At 34.5% G+C, this 18,854-nt stretch carries 22 protein-coding genes and 1 pseudogene; 5 read left to right on the plus strand and 18 right to left on the minus strand.

Translation table 11 applies throughout. The features are described 5' to 3' along the window. Positions 1–86: 86 nt before the first annotated feature. Positions 87–1,994 (minus strand): asparagine synthase (glutamine-hydrolyzing), encoded by a 1,908-nt coding sequence (gene asnB / locus ACJ2A9_RS02220; RefSeq protein WP_441419967.1) that lies wholly within the window; start codon positions 1,992–1,994, stop codon positions 87–89. 395 nt (positions 1,995–2,389) lie between these two features. On the opposite strand from asnB, the gene ACJ2A9_RS02225 reads away from it, so the two are divergent. Continuing rightward, positions 2,390–2,638, plus strand: coding sequence for a four-helix bundle copper-binding protein (locus ACJ2A9_RS02225; RefSeq protein ID WP_441420386.1), 249 nt, complete (start codon positions 2,390–2,392; stop codon positions 2,636–2,638). A 183-nt stretch (positions 2,639–2,821) separates the two neighbouring features. Here ACJ2A9_RS02225 and ACJ2A9_RS02230 read toward each other — a convergent pair whose 3' ends face one another. The 3 genes and pseudogenes from ACJ2A9_RS02230 to ACJ2A9_RS02240 all read right to left on the minus strand — a co-directional run bounded on the left by ACJ2A9_RS02230 (position 2,822) and on the right by ACJ2A9_RS02240 (position 4,573). Continuing rightward, a complete protein-coding gene (locus ACJ2A9_RS02230; RefSeq protein ID WP_441419968.1) occupies positions 2,822–3,487 on the minus strand; it encodes a TVP38/TMEM64 family protein in 666 nt (221 codons plus the stop codon). Positions 3,488–3,819: 332 nt separating this feature from the next. Then, positions 3,820–4,128, minus strand: a pseudogene (locus ACJ2A9_RS02235) (pyridoxal-phosphate dependent enzyme); the annotation flags it as partial. A gap of 76 nt (positions 4,129–4,204) precedes the next feature. Continuing rightward, positions 4,205–4,573, minus strand: a complete 369-nt coding sequence (locus ACJ2A9_RS02240; RefSeq protein ID WP_441419969.1) for a YmaF family protein — start codon at positions 4,571–4,573, stop codon at positions 4,205–4,207. A 293-nt stretch (positions 4,574–4,866) separates the two neighbouring features. Between ACJ2A9_RS02240 and ACJ2A9_RS02245 the strand changes: the two genes are divergently transcribed. Both ACJ2A9_RS02245 and ACJ2A9_RS02250 read left to right on the plus strand, forming a co-directional pair. After that, positions 4,867–5,073 (plus strand): hypothetical protein, encoded by a 207-nt coding sequence (locus ACJ2A9_RS02245; protein WP_441419970.1) that lies wholly within the window; start codon positions 4,867–4,869, stop codon positions 5,071–5,073. Positions 5,074–5,282: 209 nt separating this feature from the next. After that, a complete protein-coding gene (locus ACJ2A9_RS02250; protein WP_441419971.1) occupies positions 5,283–5,537 on the plus strand; it encodes an SHOCT domain-containing protein in 255 nt (84 codons plus the stop codon). Positions 5,538–5,549: 12 nt separating this feature from the next. On the opposite strand, the gene ACJ2A9_RS02255 is transcribed toward ACJ2A9_RS02250, so the two are convergent. The 13 genes from ACJ2A9_RS02255 to ACJ2A9_RS02315 all read right to left on the minus strand — a co-directional run bounded on the left by ACJ2A9_RS02255 (position 5,550) and on the right by ACJ2A9_RS02315 (position 15,649). After that, positions 5,550–6,251, minus strand: a complete 702-nt coding sequence (locus tag ACJ2A9_RS02255; protein WP_441419972.1) for a hypothetical protein — start codon at positions 6,249–6,251, stop codon at positions 5,550–5,552. 44 nt (positions 6,252–6,295) lie between these two features. After that, entirely contained in the window at positions 6,296–7,618 is a 1,323-nt protein-coding gene (locus tag ACJ2A9_RS02260) for an MFS transporter (RefSeq protein ID WP_441419973.1), read from the minus strand. Between the two features lie 60 nt (positions 7,619–7,678). Next, complete coding sequence (locus tag ACJ2A9_RS02265; RefSeq protein ID WP_441419974.1) at positions 7,679–8,029, minus strand: four-helix bundle copper-binding protein; 351 nt, start codon at positions 8,027–8,029, stop codon at positions 7,679–7,681. A gap of 254 nt (positions 8,030–8,283) precedes the next feature. Further along, the gene (locus tag ACJ2A9_RS02270) at positions 8,284–8,637 is read right to left on the minus strand and encodes a YncE family protein (RefSeq protein ID WP_441419975.1); all 354 of its coding nucleotides are present in this window, start codon (positions 8,635–8,637) and stop codon (positions 8,284–8,286) included. 367 nt (positions 8,638–9,004) lie between these two features. Beyond that, entirely contained in the window at positions 9,005–9,205 is a 201-nt protein-coding gene (locus ACJ2A9_RS02275) for a DUF2933 domain-containing protein (protein WP_441419976.1), read from the minus strand. 273 nt (positions 9,206–9,478) lie between these two features. Continuing rightward, complete coding sequence (locus ACJ2A9_RS02280; RefSeq protein WP_441419977.1) at positions 9,479–10,855, minus strand: 4Fe-4S binding protein; 1,377 nt, start codon at positions 10,853–10,855, stop codon at positions 9,479–9,481. Further along, complete coding sequence (locus tag ACJ2A9_RS02285; protein WP_441419978.1) at positions 10,836–11,279, minus strand: hypothetical protein; 444 nt, start codon at positions 11,277–11,279, stop codon at positions 10,836–10,838. The genes ACJ2A9_RS02280 and ACJ2A9_RS02285 overlap by 20 nt, the downstream gene beginning before the upstream one ends. 614 nt (positions 11,280–11,893) lie before the next feature. Further along, entirely contained in the window at positions 11,894–12,109 is a 216-nt protein-coding gene (locus ACJ2A9_RS02290) for a hypothetical protein (RefSeq protein WP_441419979.1), read from the minus strand. A gap of 18 nt (positions 12,110–12,127) precedes the next feature. After that, the gene (locus ACJ2A9_RS02295; protein ID WP_441419980.1) at positions 12,128–12,334 is read right to left on the minus strand and encodes a hypothetical protein; all 207 of its coding nucleotides are present in this window, start codon (positions 12,332–12,334) and stop codon (positions 12,128–12,130) included. A 34-nt stretch (positions 12,335–12,368) separates the two neighbouring features. Further along, complete coding sequence (locus ACJ2A9_RS02300) at positions 12,369–12,566, minus strand: hypothetical protein (protein WP_441419981.1); 198 nt, start codon at positions 12,564–12,566, stop codon at positions 12,369–12,371. Between the two features lie 140 nt (positions 12,567–12,706). Continuing rightward, positions 12,707–15,178 (minus strand): heavy metal translocating P-type ATPase, encoded by a 2,472-nt coding sequence (locus ACJ2A9_RS02305; protein WP_441419982.1) that lies wholly within the window; start codon positions 15,176–15,178, stop codon positions 12,707–12,709. Positions 15,179–15,234: 56 nt separating this feature from the next. Continuing rightward, positions 15,235–15,483: a YncE family protein gene (locus ACJ2A9_RS02310; protein WP_441419983.1), complete on the minus strand. Its 249-nt coding sequence runs from the start codon at positions 15,481–15,483 to the stop codon at positions 15,235–15,237. A gap of 25 nt (positions 15,484–15,508) precedes the next feature. Further along, positions 15,509–15,649, minus strand: coding sequence for a hypothetical protein (locus ACJ2A9_RS02315; protein WP_441419984.1), 141 nt, complete (start codon positions 15,647–15,649; stop codon positions 15,509–15,511). 428 nt (positions 15,650–16,077) lie between these two features. Here ACJ2A9_RS02315 and ACJ2A9_RS02320 point away from each other — a divergent pair, with 428 nt between their 5' ends. Together ACJ2A9_RS02320 and ACJ2A9_RS02325 are read left to right on the plus strand one after the other, a co-directional pair. Further along, a complete protein-coding gene (locus ACJ2A9_RS02320) occupies positions 16,078–17,328 on the plus strand; it encodes an FAD-dependent oxidoreductase (protein ID WP_441419985.1) in 1,251 nt (416 codons plus the stop codon). Between the two features lie 72 nt (positions 17,329–17,400). Next, entirely contained in the window at positions 17,401–17,907 is a 507-nt protein-coding gene (locus tag ACJ2A9_RS02325) for a peroxiredoxin (RefSeq protein WP_441419986.1), read from the plus strand. 87 nt (positions 17,908–17,994) lie between these two features. Here the strand turns inward: ACJ2A9_RS02325 and ACJ2A9_RS02330 are convergent, their stop codons facing one another. Then, on the minus strand, positions 17,995–18,849 hold the full coding sequence (locus ACJ2A9_RS02330) for a phosphate/phosphite/phosphonate ABC transporter substrate-binding protein (RefSeq protein WP_441419987.1): 855 nt from the start codon (positions 18,847–18,849) through the stop codon (positions 17,995–17,997). Positions 18,850–18,854 lie beyond the last annotated feature (5 nt).

The following is an 18,854-nucleotide window of genomic DNA, read 5'->3' on the forward strand; positions in this document are numbered from 1 at the left end:
AACATAGAATAGTTGGGTTTAGGCCTATTGTGATCGATTGTGATTTCGCTCCCACTTTTGAGATACGACTAAAATAGTAACTAAATTTACATATATATTAATTGCTTTTCTTCTGTTTGAAGCTTTTCTTCTAGTCCAAAATTGTATACTTTCTCCACATATACTTGATGCCAAATCATGAAAACAAGAATTGTCCATAGCTTACGGCTCAAATCAGCTTTTCCTTGACGGTGAAGTTCCAATTGGGCAAAAATTTCAAATTTATTGAAATAGCGATCTGTTTCACTTTCTGTTATCAATTTGTGTGCCCAATCATACAATTCGTCCCTTAACCAATGGCGAATCGGAACAGGGAATCCAAGCTTTTTACGTTTTAATATTGAGTCCGGTACAATTCCTTCCATTGCTTTTCTTAAAACATATTTTGTAGTTTGCTCAGCAATTTTTGATGAATGATGTATCTTTGCGGCAACATCAAATACTTCTGAATCCAAAAATGGAACTCGTAATTCCAGAGAGTGAGCCATTGTCATTTTGTCTGCCTTAACGAGGATATCACCGCGTAGCCATGTATGAAGGTCAATGTATTGCATCTTTTCTACGTCATGGTAATGTGTGATCCTTTGATATAATGGCTTTGTTACATTTTGATAATTCAACCCTTTTCTATAATTTTTAAGTAAACTAGCCTTTTCCTTTTCACTGTATATTTTTGCATTACCAATAAATCGTTCCTCAATTGGCGTACATCCTCTTTCCAAAAAGCTTTTTCCTCTTACCCCTTTAGGAAGCATGCTAGCTATTGACTGAAGCATGTTTTTAGATCCTTCTGGAAGATACTTAAACCATTTCAATGATTCAGGTTCACGATAAATATTATATCCACCAAATAACTCGTCTGCTCCTTCACCTGATAAAACAACATTTACATGTTTACTGGCTTCCTTTGCTACAAAATAAAGTGGCACCGCAGCCGGATCAGCAACAGGATCATCCAGATGCCAAATGATTTTTGGGAGCGAACTTACAAACTCCTCTGGTTTTACAACGTAGTGAATATTTTCTACACCTAGTCTTTCAGCTGAATCCTTTGCAACATCGATCTCACTATATCCATCTCTTTCGAAGCCAACGGTAAATGTTTTTATCTTTGGATTGTGTTCCTTGGCTAATGCCACGATACTAGTGGAATCAATCCCCCCGGATAAAAATGCCCCAACTGGCACATCACTTCGCATATGCATCTTAACAGAGCTTATTAATGATTCACGTATCTCTTTGATTTGGTTCTCAAGGGGCATTACAATAGGAGTAAACGTTGGTTCCCAATAGCTTTTTATTGTTACAGCGTGTCCTAATTTTTTATAAAAGTATTGACCAGGTTCTAACCTCTTTACAGATTCAGACATCGTTAAAGGTTCAGGGACATATTGATACGTTAAATAATGGTGTAGTGCCTTTTGATTAACAGAATGATGTTCACATGCCAACAGGATACTCTTTTTTTCTGAAGCAAATAATAGTCTATCTTCCTCCTCCATATAGAAAAAAGGTTTAATTCCAAATCGATCCCTTGCACCGAAAAGCTCCTTATTTTCCTTATCCCATATTACAAAAGCAAACATTCCTCGTAAGTCTTTTACAGCTTTCTCTTTTTTATGGTTATAAAGAGCTATGATTACTTCAGTATCAGAATTTGTTTTAAATCCATAGCCAATATTTTCTAACCTTTCTCTTATTTCAATATAATTATATATTTCTCCATTAAAAATAATCCAATAACGATCATCTTCATACGACAACGGTTGTTTTCCGCTTTCAATATCGATGATACTCAATCTACGAAAACCAAATTGAATATAGTCATCAAAATAAAATCCAACATCATCTGGACCACGATGCGTGATCATATTTGTCATACTAACAAACTGATCCTTTTTATAGTCAGTAAATCCTATTGGATTCTTATTCAAACAACCTACAAACCCACACATGTTTTTTCCTCCAAACAAAATAAAATCTAAAAAGTTAAGATAGAAACCATTATATTTATGAAATGTGTAATTTCTGTGAAGAAAATTAAAAAGAAAAATATTTTTTACGATTATCATAGTGAAAAACTTATAATCATTAAAGAACTGTAAACATATTCTTTTTAACTAGCAAACTCATCCAGTTTCCTTTCCCTAATAACAATACAATTATATTTTTAAACTAAAATAATAAATAGTAACATAGATGAATGTCCATACATATGATGAAATTGTTTCATTACAAACTTTACATTGGAGGAGATTTAATGCAACATATGATGTCACATCACCAGTTATTACACACAATTCAACATTGCGAGGCTATTTGTGAATTTACAGAGTATTCGGTTCTACAAATGCCAGATGCTGGCCATAGAAAAGAACAACTAAGATTACTTAGGGATTGTGCTGATATCTGTACGTTGACCGCGAAGTTTGTTTCTCGTTGTAGTCCATTTGCAAAATCGCTTGCAGCGCTATGTGGACAAATTTGCGAAATTTGTGGTAACCATTGTTTACACCACCCTGATCCACAGTCGCAAACCTGTGGCCAAATATGTTTACATTGTGCTCAAGAATGTCGCGTCTTTGCAATGGGTGCCTAATTATTGTTCCCTGTGTAGTTTAGTGGCATCTGCTAAAGGAACCTTTAACCATAAGATTTAAATAGTAATAATCACGATTTAATTCAAATTTTAATCTAATAAAACTACGTCATCAATAGTAACCCAGTCAAGATTAAGAGTGATGACTTATGCATGGTATTCTATAATTATTTTATTATCTGTCTAAATAATAAATTTGTTTTGTTTAAAGTTTCTAAATTGAAGGTAAAAAAGAAATAATATTATGCTACAAAAGAATATATAAACAGTTGTATCCTTATCAGGAGCTATTATTGGAGAACTCAACAACGTTAATAGCCAAACCATTGACTTATTTCCAATTACGGATGACCATAAGAATGCCTTTATTCCAATTGGAGATAATGCTGCCATAATAGAAATCATATTACTTGGTATAATTGGTATATTACGTAGTAATGTTATTACCCAAACACCATATATATTTATATAAGGAAGCCAATTTTGATAGTTTCCCTTATTCCGATTCCATAACCTTACAGTCCAATCAGAACTAAAGTATCTTGCTAAAATAAAACAGACAATCGCACCTAGAAAACTACCAATCCAACTAAACAAAAATCCTTCAATAAGCCCGAAGCTACTAACATGAATAATTATTATTAAGAAAAAGGGGAATACTGTAATAACTCCTTGTAAAATAGCTAGCGGTATTGTAATCCAAAGCAAACGATAGCCTAATTTTCCCCTCAAATCTTCAGTAAAATAAACAATATTTTCATCGAGGAGATATTGGATTTCTTCTATTCTTAATAACCCAACTATAAAGATTACCAAAAAAACAAATATGATCCATTTTTCTTTTTTCATAGTTTATCTCCTTACTAATTGTTCTATCTAAATATACAAAATTGTAGTTCTTATTTTACTTAGTAAGTTTGATAAAAGTATGAAGAAAATCTAGAAAAGAAACAAAAAATATCAAAACACTGATTTGAAGAAATATTCCTATTTATGCAAGGAATTCAAAGAAGTCGTATCCATGCACAATTTGCCATGATTCAAAGATTTTATTGGAGCAAATTTTCGTATATTTTTAAGTTCATTTTTTATGAAATTTCTTTATTATTAAAAGCTAACCAAAAATGGTTAGCTTTTACTCTTTTGTATATTGACCAGAATAGATAAAAGTAGGGAATCCTTTACTGTTCTTGTTGAAATAAAGCCGTAGATAAATACCTCTCACCTGTATCTGGTAAAATGACAACAATGGTCTTACCTATATTTTCCGGTTTACTTGCGATAATCGATGCAGCATGTAATGCTGCACCCGAAGAAATTCCAACTAAGATTCCTTCTTCTTTACCAAGTGCACGTGCTGCTTGAAATGCCTCGTCATTTTTTACTTTTACGACTTCATCATATATACCTACATTAAGTATTTTTGGTATGAAACCAGCTCCAATTCCTTGGATTTTATGCGGACCAGGACTTTCGCCTGATAGGACTGGAAGAAAAAAACAAAATTGTAACTCAACACCTACATCTTCATTACAACAACTCTGTTCTTTTTTACCAATAAAAACTTTACCAATTTTTTGGTTCATAACCAATCTCAGTACCAGTTGTTCCTCTATAGTTATGGATATGAATTGGATAATTTGTTAAAAAATGATAATTACCTTTATGGAAATATGGAAGGTGTTCTGTTTTTCCTATTAATTCGTGATAATGAGAACCATCTGACCGTGGAATAGCCGGGCCTGTTATTCCTTCAAAATGATGAAAGTGTCCACTCAAAGTTGAGGTAATACCTTTAAACGTATGGACATGACTATCTGTACTATTTCCATTCACAGAAAAAACAAAGCCTTGTAAAGTATGCATATGGTCAAAATTAGTTGAAGTAAGGACACCAAAGTAATGCGAATGATATGGGGCTAGATTAAATGACATAAAATTCACCTTATCAGAAAAAGTATGATTTTTCGATACTATTTAAGTAATTGAGCTTACTAGATATACTATGAATTCAAACGAAGTATGTGTAAAAATAATTGCTTGTTTTAAATCCAAAATTTTTGCTTAAAAGATATGGATAAAAATCATGGTGATCTTGCAATTAATCACAAAAAAATAGATCTATTTGTTAAACCAGGAAATACACATAATTTCTTTATATTTTCTTCATCGGTTCATTATATCTGTTGGATAATATGAAAGTAGAAAAACAAAAGGAGTGATTGAAAATGAAAAAAAGTATAATTGGCTTATTATCATTAGGACTCGTATTTGGAATCGGTACGACTGTCTTTGGAAATGCTGACGTTGAAACAGTCGTTAAAAACGAGTTCCCAAGTTTTGAAGAGATGGCGCCATTAATGCAGGAGATGCACCCAGATTGGACTGAGAAAGACATGGAAACCATGTACCAAAGTTGTCACGGTTCCGAATAATAATTTGCGATCTTAGCAAGTCTTAGGTATATCAGAATAAAATTTTTTCGGAAAATTATAAGAAACTTACACTTTAGTAAAGTTAGTCCCATCGAAAATAATTTTTAGAGCTCTAGTTGATAAAAAACCAGAGCTCTAAATATATACTAATTACTCAATATGGATTTCATTTCACCTGAATACAAATGAATAAGAGGTGATAAAAGATGATGAATGGAATACATGGATTTGGAGGATGGGCGATTTTCGGAATGCTTTTCCAAATTGCTATTATTATAGGTGTTGTATACTTGATTGTATATTTATATCAAAGTACTTCAAGAAGAGATAACAACAATTTAAATGATCATCATGGCCAAAAAACAAACTTAGAAATTTTAGAAGAACGTTATGTACGAGGAGAGATTGATGAAGAAGAGTTTATACAAAAGAAGCGATTATTAATTGTAAGTATAATCAAATAAAAAAAATGGAATTTATTTCACTTCAATAACGTAAGGAAATGCTATAACCTCTTCATCAAATTTAAATTCAGCCCAAAGCTTGTAGACGCCTGGTTTATTAAAATGTGCCATAAACACAGTCTCATGATCAGACATGGGATGAACATGGATAAACTCTTCTACCTGATCATCAATAATCACGACATGACCTAATGCACCTAAATATGGTTCAGGTGTATCATTTTTAATACTAAAAGTAAGCTTACTATCCTTTCCAACTTCAAATGGATCGTGTTTAAATTCAACAATTTTCCCCTGTACCTCTTTTGTTAGCTGCTGATCCACTTGTAAAACTGAATCTATATGGTGTGGATGAGCAGTAGACTCTCCTTTAAATGGAAGTGGCTCAATACGGTATTCTTTTCCTTTAGGGTTAATATCTACAAAAGCTCGATATGAATGACCAGTTAAATCAATTTTATGCTCAAAGATGTAATCATTAAATTGAGTAGGGTGTAAGTGATAATATTCGTTTAAGTCCTTACTCACAACGATGAGGTGGATAAGTTCTTCATGCGTAACACCTAGTTTAAGGGCAACCCCTTCGTTATCCTCCAAATGTACACGTAACACGTTATCCTTATATGAAACAGTGGTGTTAATTTCATTTTCTATCACCATATTATGATGATGATTTCCATGGTCATGTTGTTGATGTTCATGTTGTTGCTCCATTTCTAATTCCTCCTATCGATGATTAAAATACAATATTAAGACTACTAAGTGTTCCTTCTCTTCCGAAAAAATATTTCAGACTCCCACCGATCAAAAGGATGAGACCGATGTTTGGTTGGTCCAGAAGATACTTTTGGGGCATGCTTTGGAGCGTCTTCCTTTTCAGCTGCTTTTTGTAAAGCGGTTTGAATCGGTTCCCATCTTCTTAACAGTAATACAATGAAACAGATCGTAACTCCTGTTATTGCATATACGACCCACGGTAAATAGCTAATTTCTGTTCCTATTTCAAGGAGCCTTCCACCAATAAAATTACCGCCTGCTTCACCTAAGCCAGAAACGACGTTCGCAAGTCCGAAAAATAATCCAATCAATTCTGCTCTTGATAATTGTGACACAGTACTATCAATCGTTGGTAGAATTAGCATTTCACCCATTACAAAGATGGCCCCACTTACCACCAAATGAATAAATGCACTAGAAAAATACAATGAACCTACACCTACACCGATAAAAATCATTCCAAACCCTAATGCTGTTAGTGGATGAAGACGCTGAATAATCCCATTCGTTACAAATCCTTGAGAAAAAATAACAATTACACTGTTAATCGTCCAAATTAATGCTACATTTTTAGGATCAGGTAATATATCAGCTGCACGTAAAGGTAAGGCCAAAGCAAGCTGTGCATATAAAGCCCAAATTAAAATACTAACGACACCAAACACGATAAATGGTTTATTCTTTAATACTTCACGATAAGCACCCGATGGAATGACTGGACAAGGATCATCGCCGCAATTTTTCGGTAAGAGCAACCAACTTTTTATTGTAAGTAATATATATATTGCCCCAGCAATCCAAAAAATGATTTGCGAGGAACCAGTAATTAAAAAGAAAACAATTAACCCGGCGGTTGCAGTTCCTATATTTGCTGCAATTCCACGTAGCGAAAAAGCAGTGGTTTGGTTTTCTTTTGATGCTAAAGCAGCAATTGCCGCTTTCGTTGAAGGTGCGTTTAAACCATTCCCCACACCAATGATAATGGCCATCAATAAAAGTAAAAAATATGTAGAAAAAAGCCCAAAGCCAATTAATCCCCCTGCACCAATAAGAGCTCCTAAACCAATAATAAATCTTCTCCCAATTCGATCCGCTAAAAATCCACCCATAATACTTCCGAATTGAAAAGATATTGCTATAGCAGCAAGTACAGTACCGATCTGGATAAGTGATAATCCTGCTTCTATTCTTAGCATGATCGGTAAAATAGGAATCACCATATACGTACCTAAATGAGACAATAGGACTCCTATCATCAATATAAAAAGTGATCGTTCCAATTTCATTATTTCACTCAATCCCATTTCGTTCACCCTTATTGATTGGAATAAAAGCAGGTAACCATTAGCTACCTGCCTTAAATGTTACATAGCTGCCATTTTACGGCATTCTTCAGCACACTGACGGCAGAAGTTCGCACATTCTTGACAATGCGCATCTTGGAATTTAGCACATTCAACAGCACAAGCATCACAAATTGTTGCACAAAGTTGGCAAAATTGCTTTGCATACATGCTCCCACGCGACATCCACTGGGAGGCCATTGCACAAATGTCTGCACAATCCCTTAAAATATTGATACAATGCGTTCTTGCTTGCACATCAGCTTCTTTCAAACATGATGTTAAACACTGTTCACACGCTTGCATACATTTGTTACAAGCGTCGATACACGTTTGAAATTGTTGGACTGATGAATCAACAACCGTTGTCATAATAATCACTTCCTTTATTAAGATTCTTTTTTATCATTTTCTAAACAAAAAATAATAAACTGGAAATACAACCCTTCACACAAATTAGTCCAGTACATTCTACTGGACTTTAAATTTATCCAATGAGTTAATCTAATAGCTTGGAACGTATTTTTTGCAACATTTGATTTTTCGAATTTTGGTATCAACTTTAGTTTTTCCTACATATTAAAAAGAACAATAATTATACTTTTTAAAGGGAAGTGTTTAAATTGTTATTTAATAATAATTATCAGTATATAAACCCATTTTCCAATATTAATCGTCGTGACTTCATCGCCAGTAAATGGATCAAGAACAAGAATCTCTTGCCCACCCATCATACCGGTATATAGATATTGACCATCGGGAGTAATCTCAATTCCATGTGCAAGATTCTCCTCACTTACTTTTATGTTACTGGTTATCTCACCTTTCGTACTATCGTAGATACTAATCGTTCCATCTGTTGAGTTAGGGATAAAAGCATAATAGCCTTCTTCATCCCCAAAATTTACATACCAAACAACTGAACCTACAGCTACTACAAATAATAAGCCTATCAATATAGAAATTAATTTTTTTATCATTACAAATCAACTCCTTACTATAAGGTAATACAGCTAGAGTGAGTAAACCTAATGTCCCCTTACTCGTTTTCTTTAGTAAATCCCATCGATTAATTTTATTGATTATATTTCCTCACCCTATCTATTCCTTACTACTCTTTTACAATCATTGTTCCTCTGTACATACCCATATGGCAGGTAAATTCTTAATTATCTTCATTCATTAGAGGAAGATTAACCGTGACCTTTTTTACCGATAGGCAACTTTGCACTTTCTTGATAATTATCATGTTCCGACACTTCCTTTCTATTAGAAAGCTACTTATCACCTCCTAAGACAGGTTTACATTGTAGTTATGATATTAGACTTTTTAATAGGTTGTATGAATTAATGTTTTCCATGATCATGAGATTTAGTACTAGAATGGTTGTCATGATTGTGCCCTCTATGCATAAATAAATGTAATAAAGGACAAATCAATAGAAGAAGCAAAATAGGATTAAATGTACCTTTGATAACAAAAAAGATAATTCCAATAACTAAAAAAATACCGAGGCAATATAACATTACCTTTATTGAATTTTTCATTTTATTCACCTCCTAAATATAGGATAAAAAATAAATATGGAAAAACGATGAATCTAATTTGAAGGATTTTTGACACTAGTAAAAAATGTAAAAAAACACTCAATTATTTTGTCAAGACAATCAAAAACTTAATTTTCGAAAACTCAACATTCGTGGTATGAAACTTGTAAGATTAGAATAATAGAACCCAAAACAAAAACCTGAAGGGAAGTCGTATACTCCGCATCAGGTTTTATTTTAGCGACAGTGATAAACAGTCCCTCTTGTTTACTTTTAGTGTACTCGATGATCCATGGGAAGAGAGAACAACACAATATTAATAACAGTAAAGATAATCATTATTAGATAGAAAGGCCATAATTTTTTTATTGGCTTTCTATCGCCAATTCGATATACAGCATAAAGCGAACCAATTGCTCCTAGTCCAATCATTACAAACTGCCAAATTCTAACAGTTTCATCAGAAGCAAAGCCCAAGTCTCCTGTCATCTGAACACCAAATAATGCTACTGTATTAAACCAAACCGCTTTTCCTTCCGTAATTAGATGGAAAAGATTGTGCCCAATGTGTCCGGCTAAGTCTAATGGGATGATCGCATAACCATAACGAATAAAATTATTTTTTACTGTTGTCGTCGAATCAACTGCTACAGTTATCTTTGCAGTGAGCCACATTAAGAAAATTGGGATGATCATTGCAATAAGAAAAGCGATTGTAAAATTAACTGGATAATATGTTGTTCTCGTTAAAGTACCGATACCATTTAAAATACCTTCCCAGAACTCTAGCATTGTCATGTTTTGTACAAAAACAATCCCCATAATAACAGTAGCTAAAAATGCATGCTCAAGCTTTGGATTTTGAAGAAGCCATAATTCACTCGTTGGCTTTCTAACAGACAAACGAATCGAATCATTAGGACATGTTTTAACACAGTTACCACAAAGGTTACAATCAGCACTTGTATTCATAGTTCTAACAAACTGAAACATATTACAACCTTCTGCCTTTTCATTCCCTTTATAACAGTCTTGCGTTTTACACGTACGACATATATCAGGTGTACCCCTTAACTCTAACATTCCTGCTCTTGAATAATTTCCTGCCAATCCCCCTAAGAAACACAGTGTTTTACAAAATGTTCGTCGTTCATAAAACACTGATGTAATGACGACCATTGTAAATAACCCTAATAGTAAATATCCTGAACCCCTTGGAGATTCAACTACACCCCAAATATGATCGCCCCACGTAATTAAAATAAAGAATATGTCTATCAACCAAATACCATATTTCTTTAAAAATTTCGGCATTGGCCTTTCTTTCCCTACTAATCTGCGCACAATATCACTTGTTTTTCCGAATGGACATACAGCACACCAAAATCTCCCTAATGCGATAAAAATAATAGGAATTATCGGCCACCATAGCACCCATGTCATTGAAATTCCAAAGTTATTATGGGGATCAACAGTACCTAAGACTAACTGAAAAACAATAACTGAAAAAACTACCATTCCCATCCACTGAAAAATACCTGGATACCATCGACTTTGAATAAATTTTTTAATAATAGGAACCTTAAGTAAATCATTTTTGGGCTTTGGATCAAGTTGTGGTGGTACTAATTTACGCTCTGGTTTTGCCATTTATATTGCCCCTCCTTTTTAACCATTTGTGCCAAGCTCCATATAGCAGAAAACTCAAGTTAATAACTCCAAAAGAACCTAAAACAATATAATTTGGAGGGGTTTCCTCAATTGTCTCTCCATGACCTGCGTCACCATGACCGTCTTCGTCCATATTCATCATATCGTGATCATCTTCTCCATGAACATCTTCGTCCATGTTCATCATATCGTGATCATCTTCTCCATGAACATCATTTTCCATGTACATCATATCGTGACCAACTTCTCCATGAACATCGTTATTTACATCTGTATTACTACTAGAATCTTCTACTCTTTTATCATCATGACCATGTGGTGAATCCCCAGGTGCTGCGAGTCCAATGTTAGAAAATGATAAACTACTAAGTAATAGCAACAATATTATTTTGCTTTTTTTCATCAAGTTACCTCCTTCTCACTTCTAATATCTGAATTTTATAGTATTACTCCAGTTAAAGTGTGAAAGAACTGTAAAAAAATCTTGTATAAATATAGGCTATTTTATTCAAAAATGTATTTTTATTATTTATTAATAATTTACACTGGAATAATAGTGTAATACTCTTGATGCTTTATCTGGCTATTCTAATTACTTTGGCCACCCATGCACAAATAAATGTAACAATGGGAGAAGTAACAAAAAAAGTAGTATTGGACTAAACCATCCTTTAATAAAAAAGTAGAGTACACCGAACACATAGATTATCCCTAAACTGTAACCGAAAAAACTTTTAAAGTTCCTCATGAAAATCCCTCATTTCTATTTTCACACACATATACCATTCATTTGATTGTTCCAACTCCTTAAATTCTAATATAGAGACAAAATATAATATTTCTTATTAAAAAAAGATGCCTGTTCTATAGTACCGTTTCTAGCTGTACCAAGATCTAGCATCCCTGTTGTTTATATTTATATTATGGTTGATTTTGAATAGTAGGATTTAAGTCTAAATAGTCATCACCCTTGATATTTAGGTTCTAGTAGTGGTTACTATAAATTTCACTAGAATCTTAAAAATCGTTTTTACTACTAATTATTTCGTCTTGAAGTTGTTGATTTTTAATCCTAAGATGTTCCACTCTTTTTTTAAGTTGCTTAACATCTTCCTGTGAAAAACTTTCTTGTTCTTGTCCTTTTTTTGAAACTTTTATCATTTTAAAACAAAAATACAAACAAACTAGTTTTGCCAAAATGAATAGTATTAAAAAGGTATTTAAAGAAGTCATTGCTTTACTCCTTCACAGCTAATTGTTTGACTTATAAATTTCTTTGTGTAAATCTTGACTTTGTTTTTCTAAGTCGTTGATTTGCTTTGCAAGTTCTTGAATTTGTTTTGATTGGTCATGTTTAGAATGACTTGAACTACAACACCCAACCTTTCCTTTTCCTTTAAAACATATGAAGAATAAAATTCCTAAAACAGCAACTAATAAATATGTGAGTAAGTTCATCATATTCCCCCATTACTAAAGGCATTTTTAAACTTTACTTATTTTTTAATGATTGAACTTCTTTCATTAGTTTTTGGTTCTGTTCTGTTAATTGATGAATATCTTGCTGTAGTGAATGGACATCTGATTTTTGAGTTTGATTGGTATGGTTCATTTTACTCATAAAATAAAACATTCCGATTATCATGATAGGACAAAGTAATAGAGCTAGATAATAAAGTAAATTTTCCATTATTAAAACCTCCCTTATTTTTCTTCTTTAACTATAAAATAAAAATATGAAGAAACTATGGATTAAAAAAGGTAGTAACAAATTTTTTTCATTTGCAACTACCTTTCTGAAAATTTTCTAATTATCACTTTTTAAGATATTTATACAATGTTTGATTTGAACCTTCGTAACCGAAGTGTATTTAAAATAACAGATACAGAACTAAATGCCATTGCAGCACCTGCTAACATCGGATTCATTAAAATACCGAATAACGGATAAAGTAATCCAGCAGCAACTGGGATTAAAACAACATTATACCCAAACGCCCAACCAAGGTTTTGCCAGATCATCCTCATTGTCGCTTTTGATAATCTCAGTGCTGTCACAACTCCAATGATATCACCACGCATCAACGTAATATTAGCAGTTTCCATCGCGACATCTGTTCCTGTTCCTAGGGCAATACCAAGATCAGCTTGGGCAAGGGCTGGTGCATCATTAATTCCATCACCGACCATAGCGACCACTTTACCTTTTCCTTGCAATTTCTCAACTTCCTCCGCTTTGTGCTCTGGAAGTACTTCTGCAATATAATGATCAATTCCAGCCTCTTTTGCAATGGCATGAGCAGTCCGTTTATGATCACCTGTTAGCATAATCACTTCAATCCCCATCGCTTTTAGCGATTGAACTGCCTGAACTGTATTCTTTTTTAATGTATCTGCCACTGCAATAATACCAGCAAATTGTCCATTAATTGCAACATACATCGGGGTCTTTCCTTGATCTGCTATCTGTTCGGATTTTTCTAAGTAGTCTTCAAACTGTATGTTGTATTTCTCCATAAGTTTAGCATTACCTACTAACACTTCCATATTATCGATCTGTGAAACAAGACCATGACCGACAATTGCTTCAAAGAATGTAACCTCATCTAATTTAAGGTCCTTTTCTTTAGCCGCTTGTACGATTGCTTCACCAAGCGGATGTTCTGATGCTGTTTCTACTGAGGCGACGATCCTTAATAGTTCTTCTTCAGAAACAATTCCTGTTGTAAGTAAATCGGTTAATTTAGGTTTCCCTTCTGTAATTGTTCCAGTTTTATCTAAAACAACTGTATTTGTTTTGTGTGCTAGTTCAAGACTCGTCGCATCTTTAATTAAAACCCCATTCTCTGCTCCTTTTTCAGTCCCTACCATTATCGCCGTAGGGGTCGCTAAACCTAATGCACATGGACAGGCGATGATAAGAACAGCAATAAATGTCGTTAAGGCGAAAATAAGCGATGGTTCTGGGCCAACAAAATACCAAACAATAAAAGAAATGAAGGCTACAACAACAACTGCAGGAACAAAATAGGCTGAAATAAGATCAACAATACGCTGGATTGGCGCTTTTGAACCTTGTGCCTCATTCACCATTCGTATAATTTGTGCTAATGCTGTTTCCTTCCCTACTTTTGTAGCTCTGAATGTAAAACTTCCAGATTTGTTAATCGTTGCCCCGATGACTTCGTCTCCTACTGTCTTTTCAACTGGAATCGATTCTCCTGTTAACATCGATTCATCAATGGCCGATTTCCCTTTTATGACGACACCATCAACTGGTATTCGTTCTCCTGGTCGTACGATAGTTTCATCATCAATCTGGACTTGATCAACAGTTACATCAAGTTCTTTTCCGTCTCGGATCACTCTAGCAGTTTTTGCTTGTAAACTCATTAATTTCTTAATCGCTGTTGATGTTTTCCCTTTTGCTTTAGCTTCAAAGTAACGTCCTAGAAGGATAAGTGTTGTAATAACAGTGGTGACATCATAATAGAGCTGATACGGGAAACCCATTTGAGTTAATGTCGTTGGGAATAATGTCATGGCCCCACTATAAACCCAAGCAGATGTTGTCCCCATGGCAACTAATACGTTCATATCGGCGGATTTATTTTTCAATACCTTATAACTATTTCGATAAAAACGCCAACCCGGAACTAACTGAACATAACTTGTTAATAGTAATAAAAAGAGTGGGTTTGACATAAACTTCGGTACCCAAGGTCCCCAGCCTTCCATCATATGTGGAATACTGCCAAATAAGACAATCAATGTAACAACAGCACCATATGTGAAATCCTTTTTTAATTTTATCGTTTCTTGTTCATTTTCATCTTGATCGGACACATTTTCTTGGTCCTCTTCAATTAAAGAAGCCTCATACCCTAATTTTTCGACTGCTTTTATTACTTCTGCTGGATCAAAGCCAATTTCCACACTTTCTACTTGAGCTTGATTTGCTGCAAGATTAACGTTAACTGAACCGACACCAATCACTTTTGAAATGGCCTTTTCAACCCGATTCACACAAGAAGAACAGGTCATCCCTTTTACCGAAAACAACAATTTTCTCTTCTTTGTTTCCTTATCGTCAATATTCTTTGCCTTATAACCTAACTTTTCAATCACTTGAATGACCTTTTCAGAAGTAACCTTTGTTGGATCCACTTCTACTTGAGCCTGGTTCGATGCTAAATTTACAGTAACAGAGTGTACACCTTCTAGTTTACCTACCATTTTTTCAACTCGATTTACACAAGACGCACAGGTCATCCCTTGTACAGAAAAAATAACTTTATCCATTAACGCCACCTCCAATTCATAAGCATATGGTAAACCGTATTCTTCCATTTATTTCTCTAAAGGTAAAGATAGTTCATCGTGCTAAAGAAACGGTCTTTTAATGGCATTTCGTGAGGCTCAGAACCTAAAGGAATCATTTCTTTTACTTCAAAATTGTTTCGATCAATTATAGCTAGGTCATTTGAATCACGATATGTCACAAATGCCCAATTACCATTAGGAGATAAAAAGATATGATTCGCATAAGATCCTGTCTTTATTCTTTCTATTACTGTTAAAGTTTCATTATCAATGATATTTTCCAAATTTCCTCAGTATTCAAATCAATCCCTAATAAACTTTTCGCATCAAATCAGTACCAACATAAAGAATATCCCCATTTGGCGACTGAGCAATCCCATGGGAAAGTTGTTCACTGTTTAACTGGATCGTACTAGGTGTTTTACTCTCCTTTAAATCGACTATAGACACAGTCCCTTCATCTGCATTTGCAACAAAAAAACTTGGAACTTCGTAAGTTGGTTTAAAAGTAGTAAAAAATAAAAAAACGGCAAATCCCGTTAGTATATTTGCTAAAAAAGTATTTGTTTTTCATAATATTCCCTCCCTTTTATTATTGGTATTATATAGAAAAAATAAGTAGAAACCATGAAGAATTTTTGAACAAAAAAGCCTTATCTTTATAAAGGGATCAATAGACAGCACCAACAAAAGCGATTCAGATTATTTGCTTCCACTGCGATTAACCGTATATAATCGTTCATAGAAATTTAAGGACTATTTACTTTCATTTAAGGTAAAATATTCATGATATAGTTTTTTCAAACAAAATTCTTGACCTTACATTATAATTATTATAAAGTAAGATTAAGTATTAAATGAATGGGGGATTTAATCGTATGGAAAAAATTACTTTGTACAGCAGCACTGGTTGTCCTTATTGTGTCAAAATTAAAAATGACCTTAAAGCATGGGGTTATGACTATGAGGAAAAAAACGTAACTGAGAATCCGGATTACTTTGAAGATTTACACAAACATGGTATATTTTCTGTACCTGTTACATTTGTTGGGGATGAGCCATTTATAGGATACCGTCCAAAGAAAATGGCAAAAGCATTAGGGGTGACTGGAGACAAGGCTCAGGCGAAACCAGAGGCTGAATCTGAAAACGCGGAAGAACTATTCCAACCTGTTGAAGGCAAAATACTTGACGAAGTTTGGGATTTTGTTACTATTGGTGGTGGACCTGCTGGTGCCGCAGCAGCTGTTTATGCTTCCCGCGGTCAATTAAAAACATTGATTATTGACAAAGCTCCTGCAGCGGGAACACTAGCAATTACACATAAAATTGCAAACTATCCTGGCGTTCGCGGTGAGTTAACAGGTCAAGAACTACTATCACAAATGCAATTACAAGCAAAAGACTTTGGCACAACATTTGTTCGTTCAAATGTGTTAAGTGCTGACTTCTCTGGGGAAATTAAAGAACTTGAACTTCCAGAAGGAAAAATCAAAGCGAAAAGTGTATTTATCGCTGTTGGAGCAAAAGCACCAGGCAGCAAAATTAAAGGTGAGGAAGAATTTACTGGACGTGGTGTAAGTTATTGCTCAACTTGTGATGCGGCATTCTTCAACAATCGTGTTGTAGCAGTAAGTGGTGATACGGAAGAAGCCGTACATGAAGCTCAAGCACTTGCCAAATTTGCTAGTGAAGTTAAGTTCCTTGTACCAACAAATAAATTAAAAGGCGATGCAGATGTCTCCGAAATTGAAAAGTTAGATAATGTCGTGATACACTGGAATCATCGTGTCAAGGAAATTATTGGTGACAAAAAAGTAGACAAGATTGTCGTGCGCGATGCAGATAAAAATGAAGTTACTTGGGATGTCGATGGCATTTTCTTATACTTAGCCGGAATGAAACCAGGTACTGATTTCTTAAGAGGACAAGTTGAACTTGACGCAGAGGGCTATGTAGACGTTGATAGTGAACTACGTACGAGTGTCGATGGTGTATTTGCAGGTGGAGATGCTCGCAAAACACCAATTAAGCAAGCTGTTATCTCAGCTGCTGATGGTTGTATCGCTGCAATGGGTGCCGATCAACATGTCAACAAACGTAAAAAGTTAAGACCTCAATACAGCTAATTGCCTGGGAGAGGGTGAGAATCTCTCTCCCGGATAATTAATAAAAATTAATTTTACATAGGAGGGATAATCATGCCAAGCGGAGCAACTGAAACAAAAACGCTTAAAGTTGGTGATCAAGCACCTGACTTTACATTAAAAGCTCATGGCAACCGTGAAGTTAAACTTTCTGACTATCGCGGGAAGAATGTATTTTTAGTATTTTACCCACTAGATTGGACACCTGTCTGAGGCGCGCAAATGCCTTCATACGAGGATGACCTCGAAGAATTTGAAGGCTTAAATACCCAAGTTTTGGGTATTAGCGTTGACAGCATTCCGTCTCATGAAGCATGGCAAAAATCAATCGGTGGAATCAGCTATCCACTTCTTTCAGACTTCTACCCACACGGTGCAGTGTCTGAACAGTACGGTGTTCTTCGTACAGTTGAAGGAGAACCAGCATTTGGTGCATCTGAGCGTGCATTATTTGTTATTGATAAAAATGGTGTAATCCAATTTATCGATGTTCATCCAATTGGAGAGCAACCAGATAACGCTGAAATCTTCGACGTATTAAACAAACTTGAAAATCAATAATACCTCGATTTAGTAAGAGCCCGGCTGCGTTTATTCGCACTGGGCTCTTACGTATTTCGCTAAACCCTCTTCACTTATCTAATTTTATTACAATTTAGAAGTTAGTTTTTGAATATCTAATAATGATTGATCTTCCATCGCTTCAAAAAGAACTTGATAACCATCAATTCCAGCTCCTTCGGCAATAACCCATTCATTTAACCCTTCCAACTCCATCATTTTTCGAATCTCTGGCTTAGTCGGATCCATTGCTAATAATAGATTCGTGAATCGATTAGCTAACTCATCATCAAAATCAGGTAATACGGTGAAATTACAGTGAGAATACCCTGATGACGTCCAAATTCCTTTTATTTCATTACTATTGACTAGACCTTGTTCTAACATTCGAATCCAAGTTGATTCACCAATGGCACCTGCATCTGCTTCACCATCTTTTAATGCACGCAGTACCTCATACTCACTTGTACCTGTATCCCCATGTTTACCAACATCTAAATTAAATCTAGTAAGCTCAATATCTTGTTCCGGATTTAATCCATTTTGTTTAAGAAAATGATATGGAAGAATGGCTGCCTGTCCTGAATCTGCACTCCCTAGTGTTACTTTTTTACCTTTAAGATCTTTTAATGTATCAATTCCCCGATCTGTTCTTGCAATAAACTTCGTTGTAAAGTTAATGTCCGTGTCTCTCATTCCTAAAACTTTCGCCTTTCCTTCCAGTGCATGTTGAATCCTTACGTAAGCGACGTTCGTATTCCAAGCGATATCAACAAAACCATTTAATAACGAATCAACCTGAGCTTCATAATTTGAAAACAAAACAAAATCAATTGGAAAGTTATTTTCTTGAAAATAATCACGAATCATTTCCCAGATTGTCACTACTTTTGGATCGTATGCAACTGCACCTAACATTAACGTTTTTTGATTTGTACTCATTTCAT

The organism is Anaerobacillus sp. MEB173, assembly GCF_052119505.1.
GTDB lineage: Bacteria > Bacillota > Bacilli > Bacillales > JBJMAU01 > JBJMAU01.

What these genes read in the sequence shown, in the direction of transcription:
- ACJ2A9_RS02300 (WP_441419981.1), bottom strand. Translation starts at nt 12,566, where the DNA reads ATGGAAAATTTACTTTATTATCTAGCTCTATTACTTTGTCCTATCATG.
- ACJ2A9_RS02250 (WP_441419971.1), top strand. Translation starts at nt 5,283, where the DNA reads ATGAATGGAATACATGGATTTGGAGGATGGGCGATTTTCGGAATGCTT.
- ACJ2A9_RS02320 (WP_441419985.1), top strand. Translation starts at nt 16,078, where the DNA reads ATGGAAAAAATTACTTTGTACAGCAGCACTGGTTGTCCTTATTGTGTC.
- ACJ2A9_RS02275 (WP_441419976.1), bottom strand. Translation starts at nt 9,205, where the DNA reads ATGAAAAATTCAATAAAGGTAATGTTATATTGCCTCGGTATTTTTTTA.
- ACJ2A9_RS02225 (WP_441420386.1), top strand. Translation starts at nt 2,390, where the DNA reads ATGCCAGATGCTGGCCATAGAAAAGAACAACTAAGATTACTTAGGGAT.
- ACJ2A9_RS02280 (WP_441419977.1), bottom strand. Translation starts at nt 10,855, where the DNA reads ATGGCAAAACCAGAGCGTAAATTAGTACCACCACAACTTGATCCAAAG.
- ACJ2A9_RS02245 (WP_441419970.1), top strand. Translation starts at nt 4,867, where the DNA reads ATGAAAAAAAGTATAATTGGCTTATTATCATTAGGACTCGTATTTGGA.
- ACJ2A9_RS02290 (WP_441419979.1), bottom strand. Translation starts at nt 12,109, where the DNA reads ATGACTTCTTTAAATACCTTTTTAATACTATTCATTTTGGCAAAACTA.
- ACJ2A9_RS02230 (WP_441419968.1), bottom strand. Translation starts at nt 3,487, where the DNA reads ATGAAAAAAGAAAAATGGATCATATTTGTTTTTTTGGTAATCTTTATA.
- ACJ2A9_RS02285 (WP_441419978.1), bottom strand. Translation starts at nt 11,279, where the DNA reads ATGAAAAAAAGCAAAATAATATTGTTGCTATTACTTAGTAGTTTATCA.
- ACJ2A9_RS02295 (WP_441419980.1), bottom strand. Translation starts at nt 12,334, where the DNA reads ATGAACTTACTCACATATTTATTAGTTGCTGTTTTAGGAATTTTATTC.
- ACJ2A9_RS02260 (WP_441419973.1), bottom strand. Translation starts at nt 7,618, where the DNA reads ATGGGATTGAGTGAAATAATGAAATTGGAACGATCACTTTTTATATTG.
- asnB (WP_441419967.1), bottom strand. Translation starts at nt 1,994, where the DNA reads ATGTGTGGGTTTGTAGGTTGTTTGAATAAGAATCCAATAGGATTTACT.
- ACJ2A9_RS02330 (WP_441419987.1), bottom strand. Translation starts at nt 18,849, where the DNA reads ATGAGTACAAATCAAAAAACGTTAATGTTAGGTGCAGTTGCATACGAT.
- ACJ2A9_RS02270 (WP_441419975.1), bottom strand. Translation starts at nt 8,637, where the DNA reads ATGATAAAAAAATTAATTTCTATATTGATAGGCTTATTATTTGTAGTA.
- ACJ2A9_RS02265 (WP_441419974.1), bottom strand. Translation starts at nt 8,029, where the DNA reads ATGACAACGGTTGTTGATTCATCAGTCCAACAATTTCAAACGTGTATC.
- ACJ2A9_RS02305 (WP_441419982.1), bottom strand. Translation starts at nt 15,178, where the DNA reads ATGGATAAAGTTATTTTTTCTGTACAAGGGATGACCTGTGCGTCTTGT.
- ACJ2A9_RS02255 (WP_441419972.1), bottom strand. Translation starts at nt 6,251, where the DNA reads ATGGAGCAACAACATGAACATCAACAACATGACCATGGAAATCATCAT.
- ACJ2A9_RS02240 (WP_441419969.1), bottom strand. Translation starts at nt 4,573, where the DNA reads ATGTCATTTAATCTAGCCCCATATCATTCGCATTACTTTGGTGTCCTT.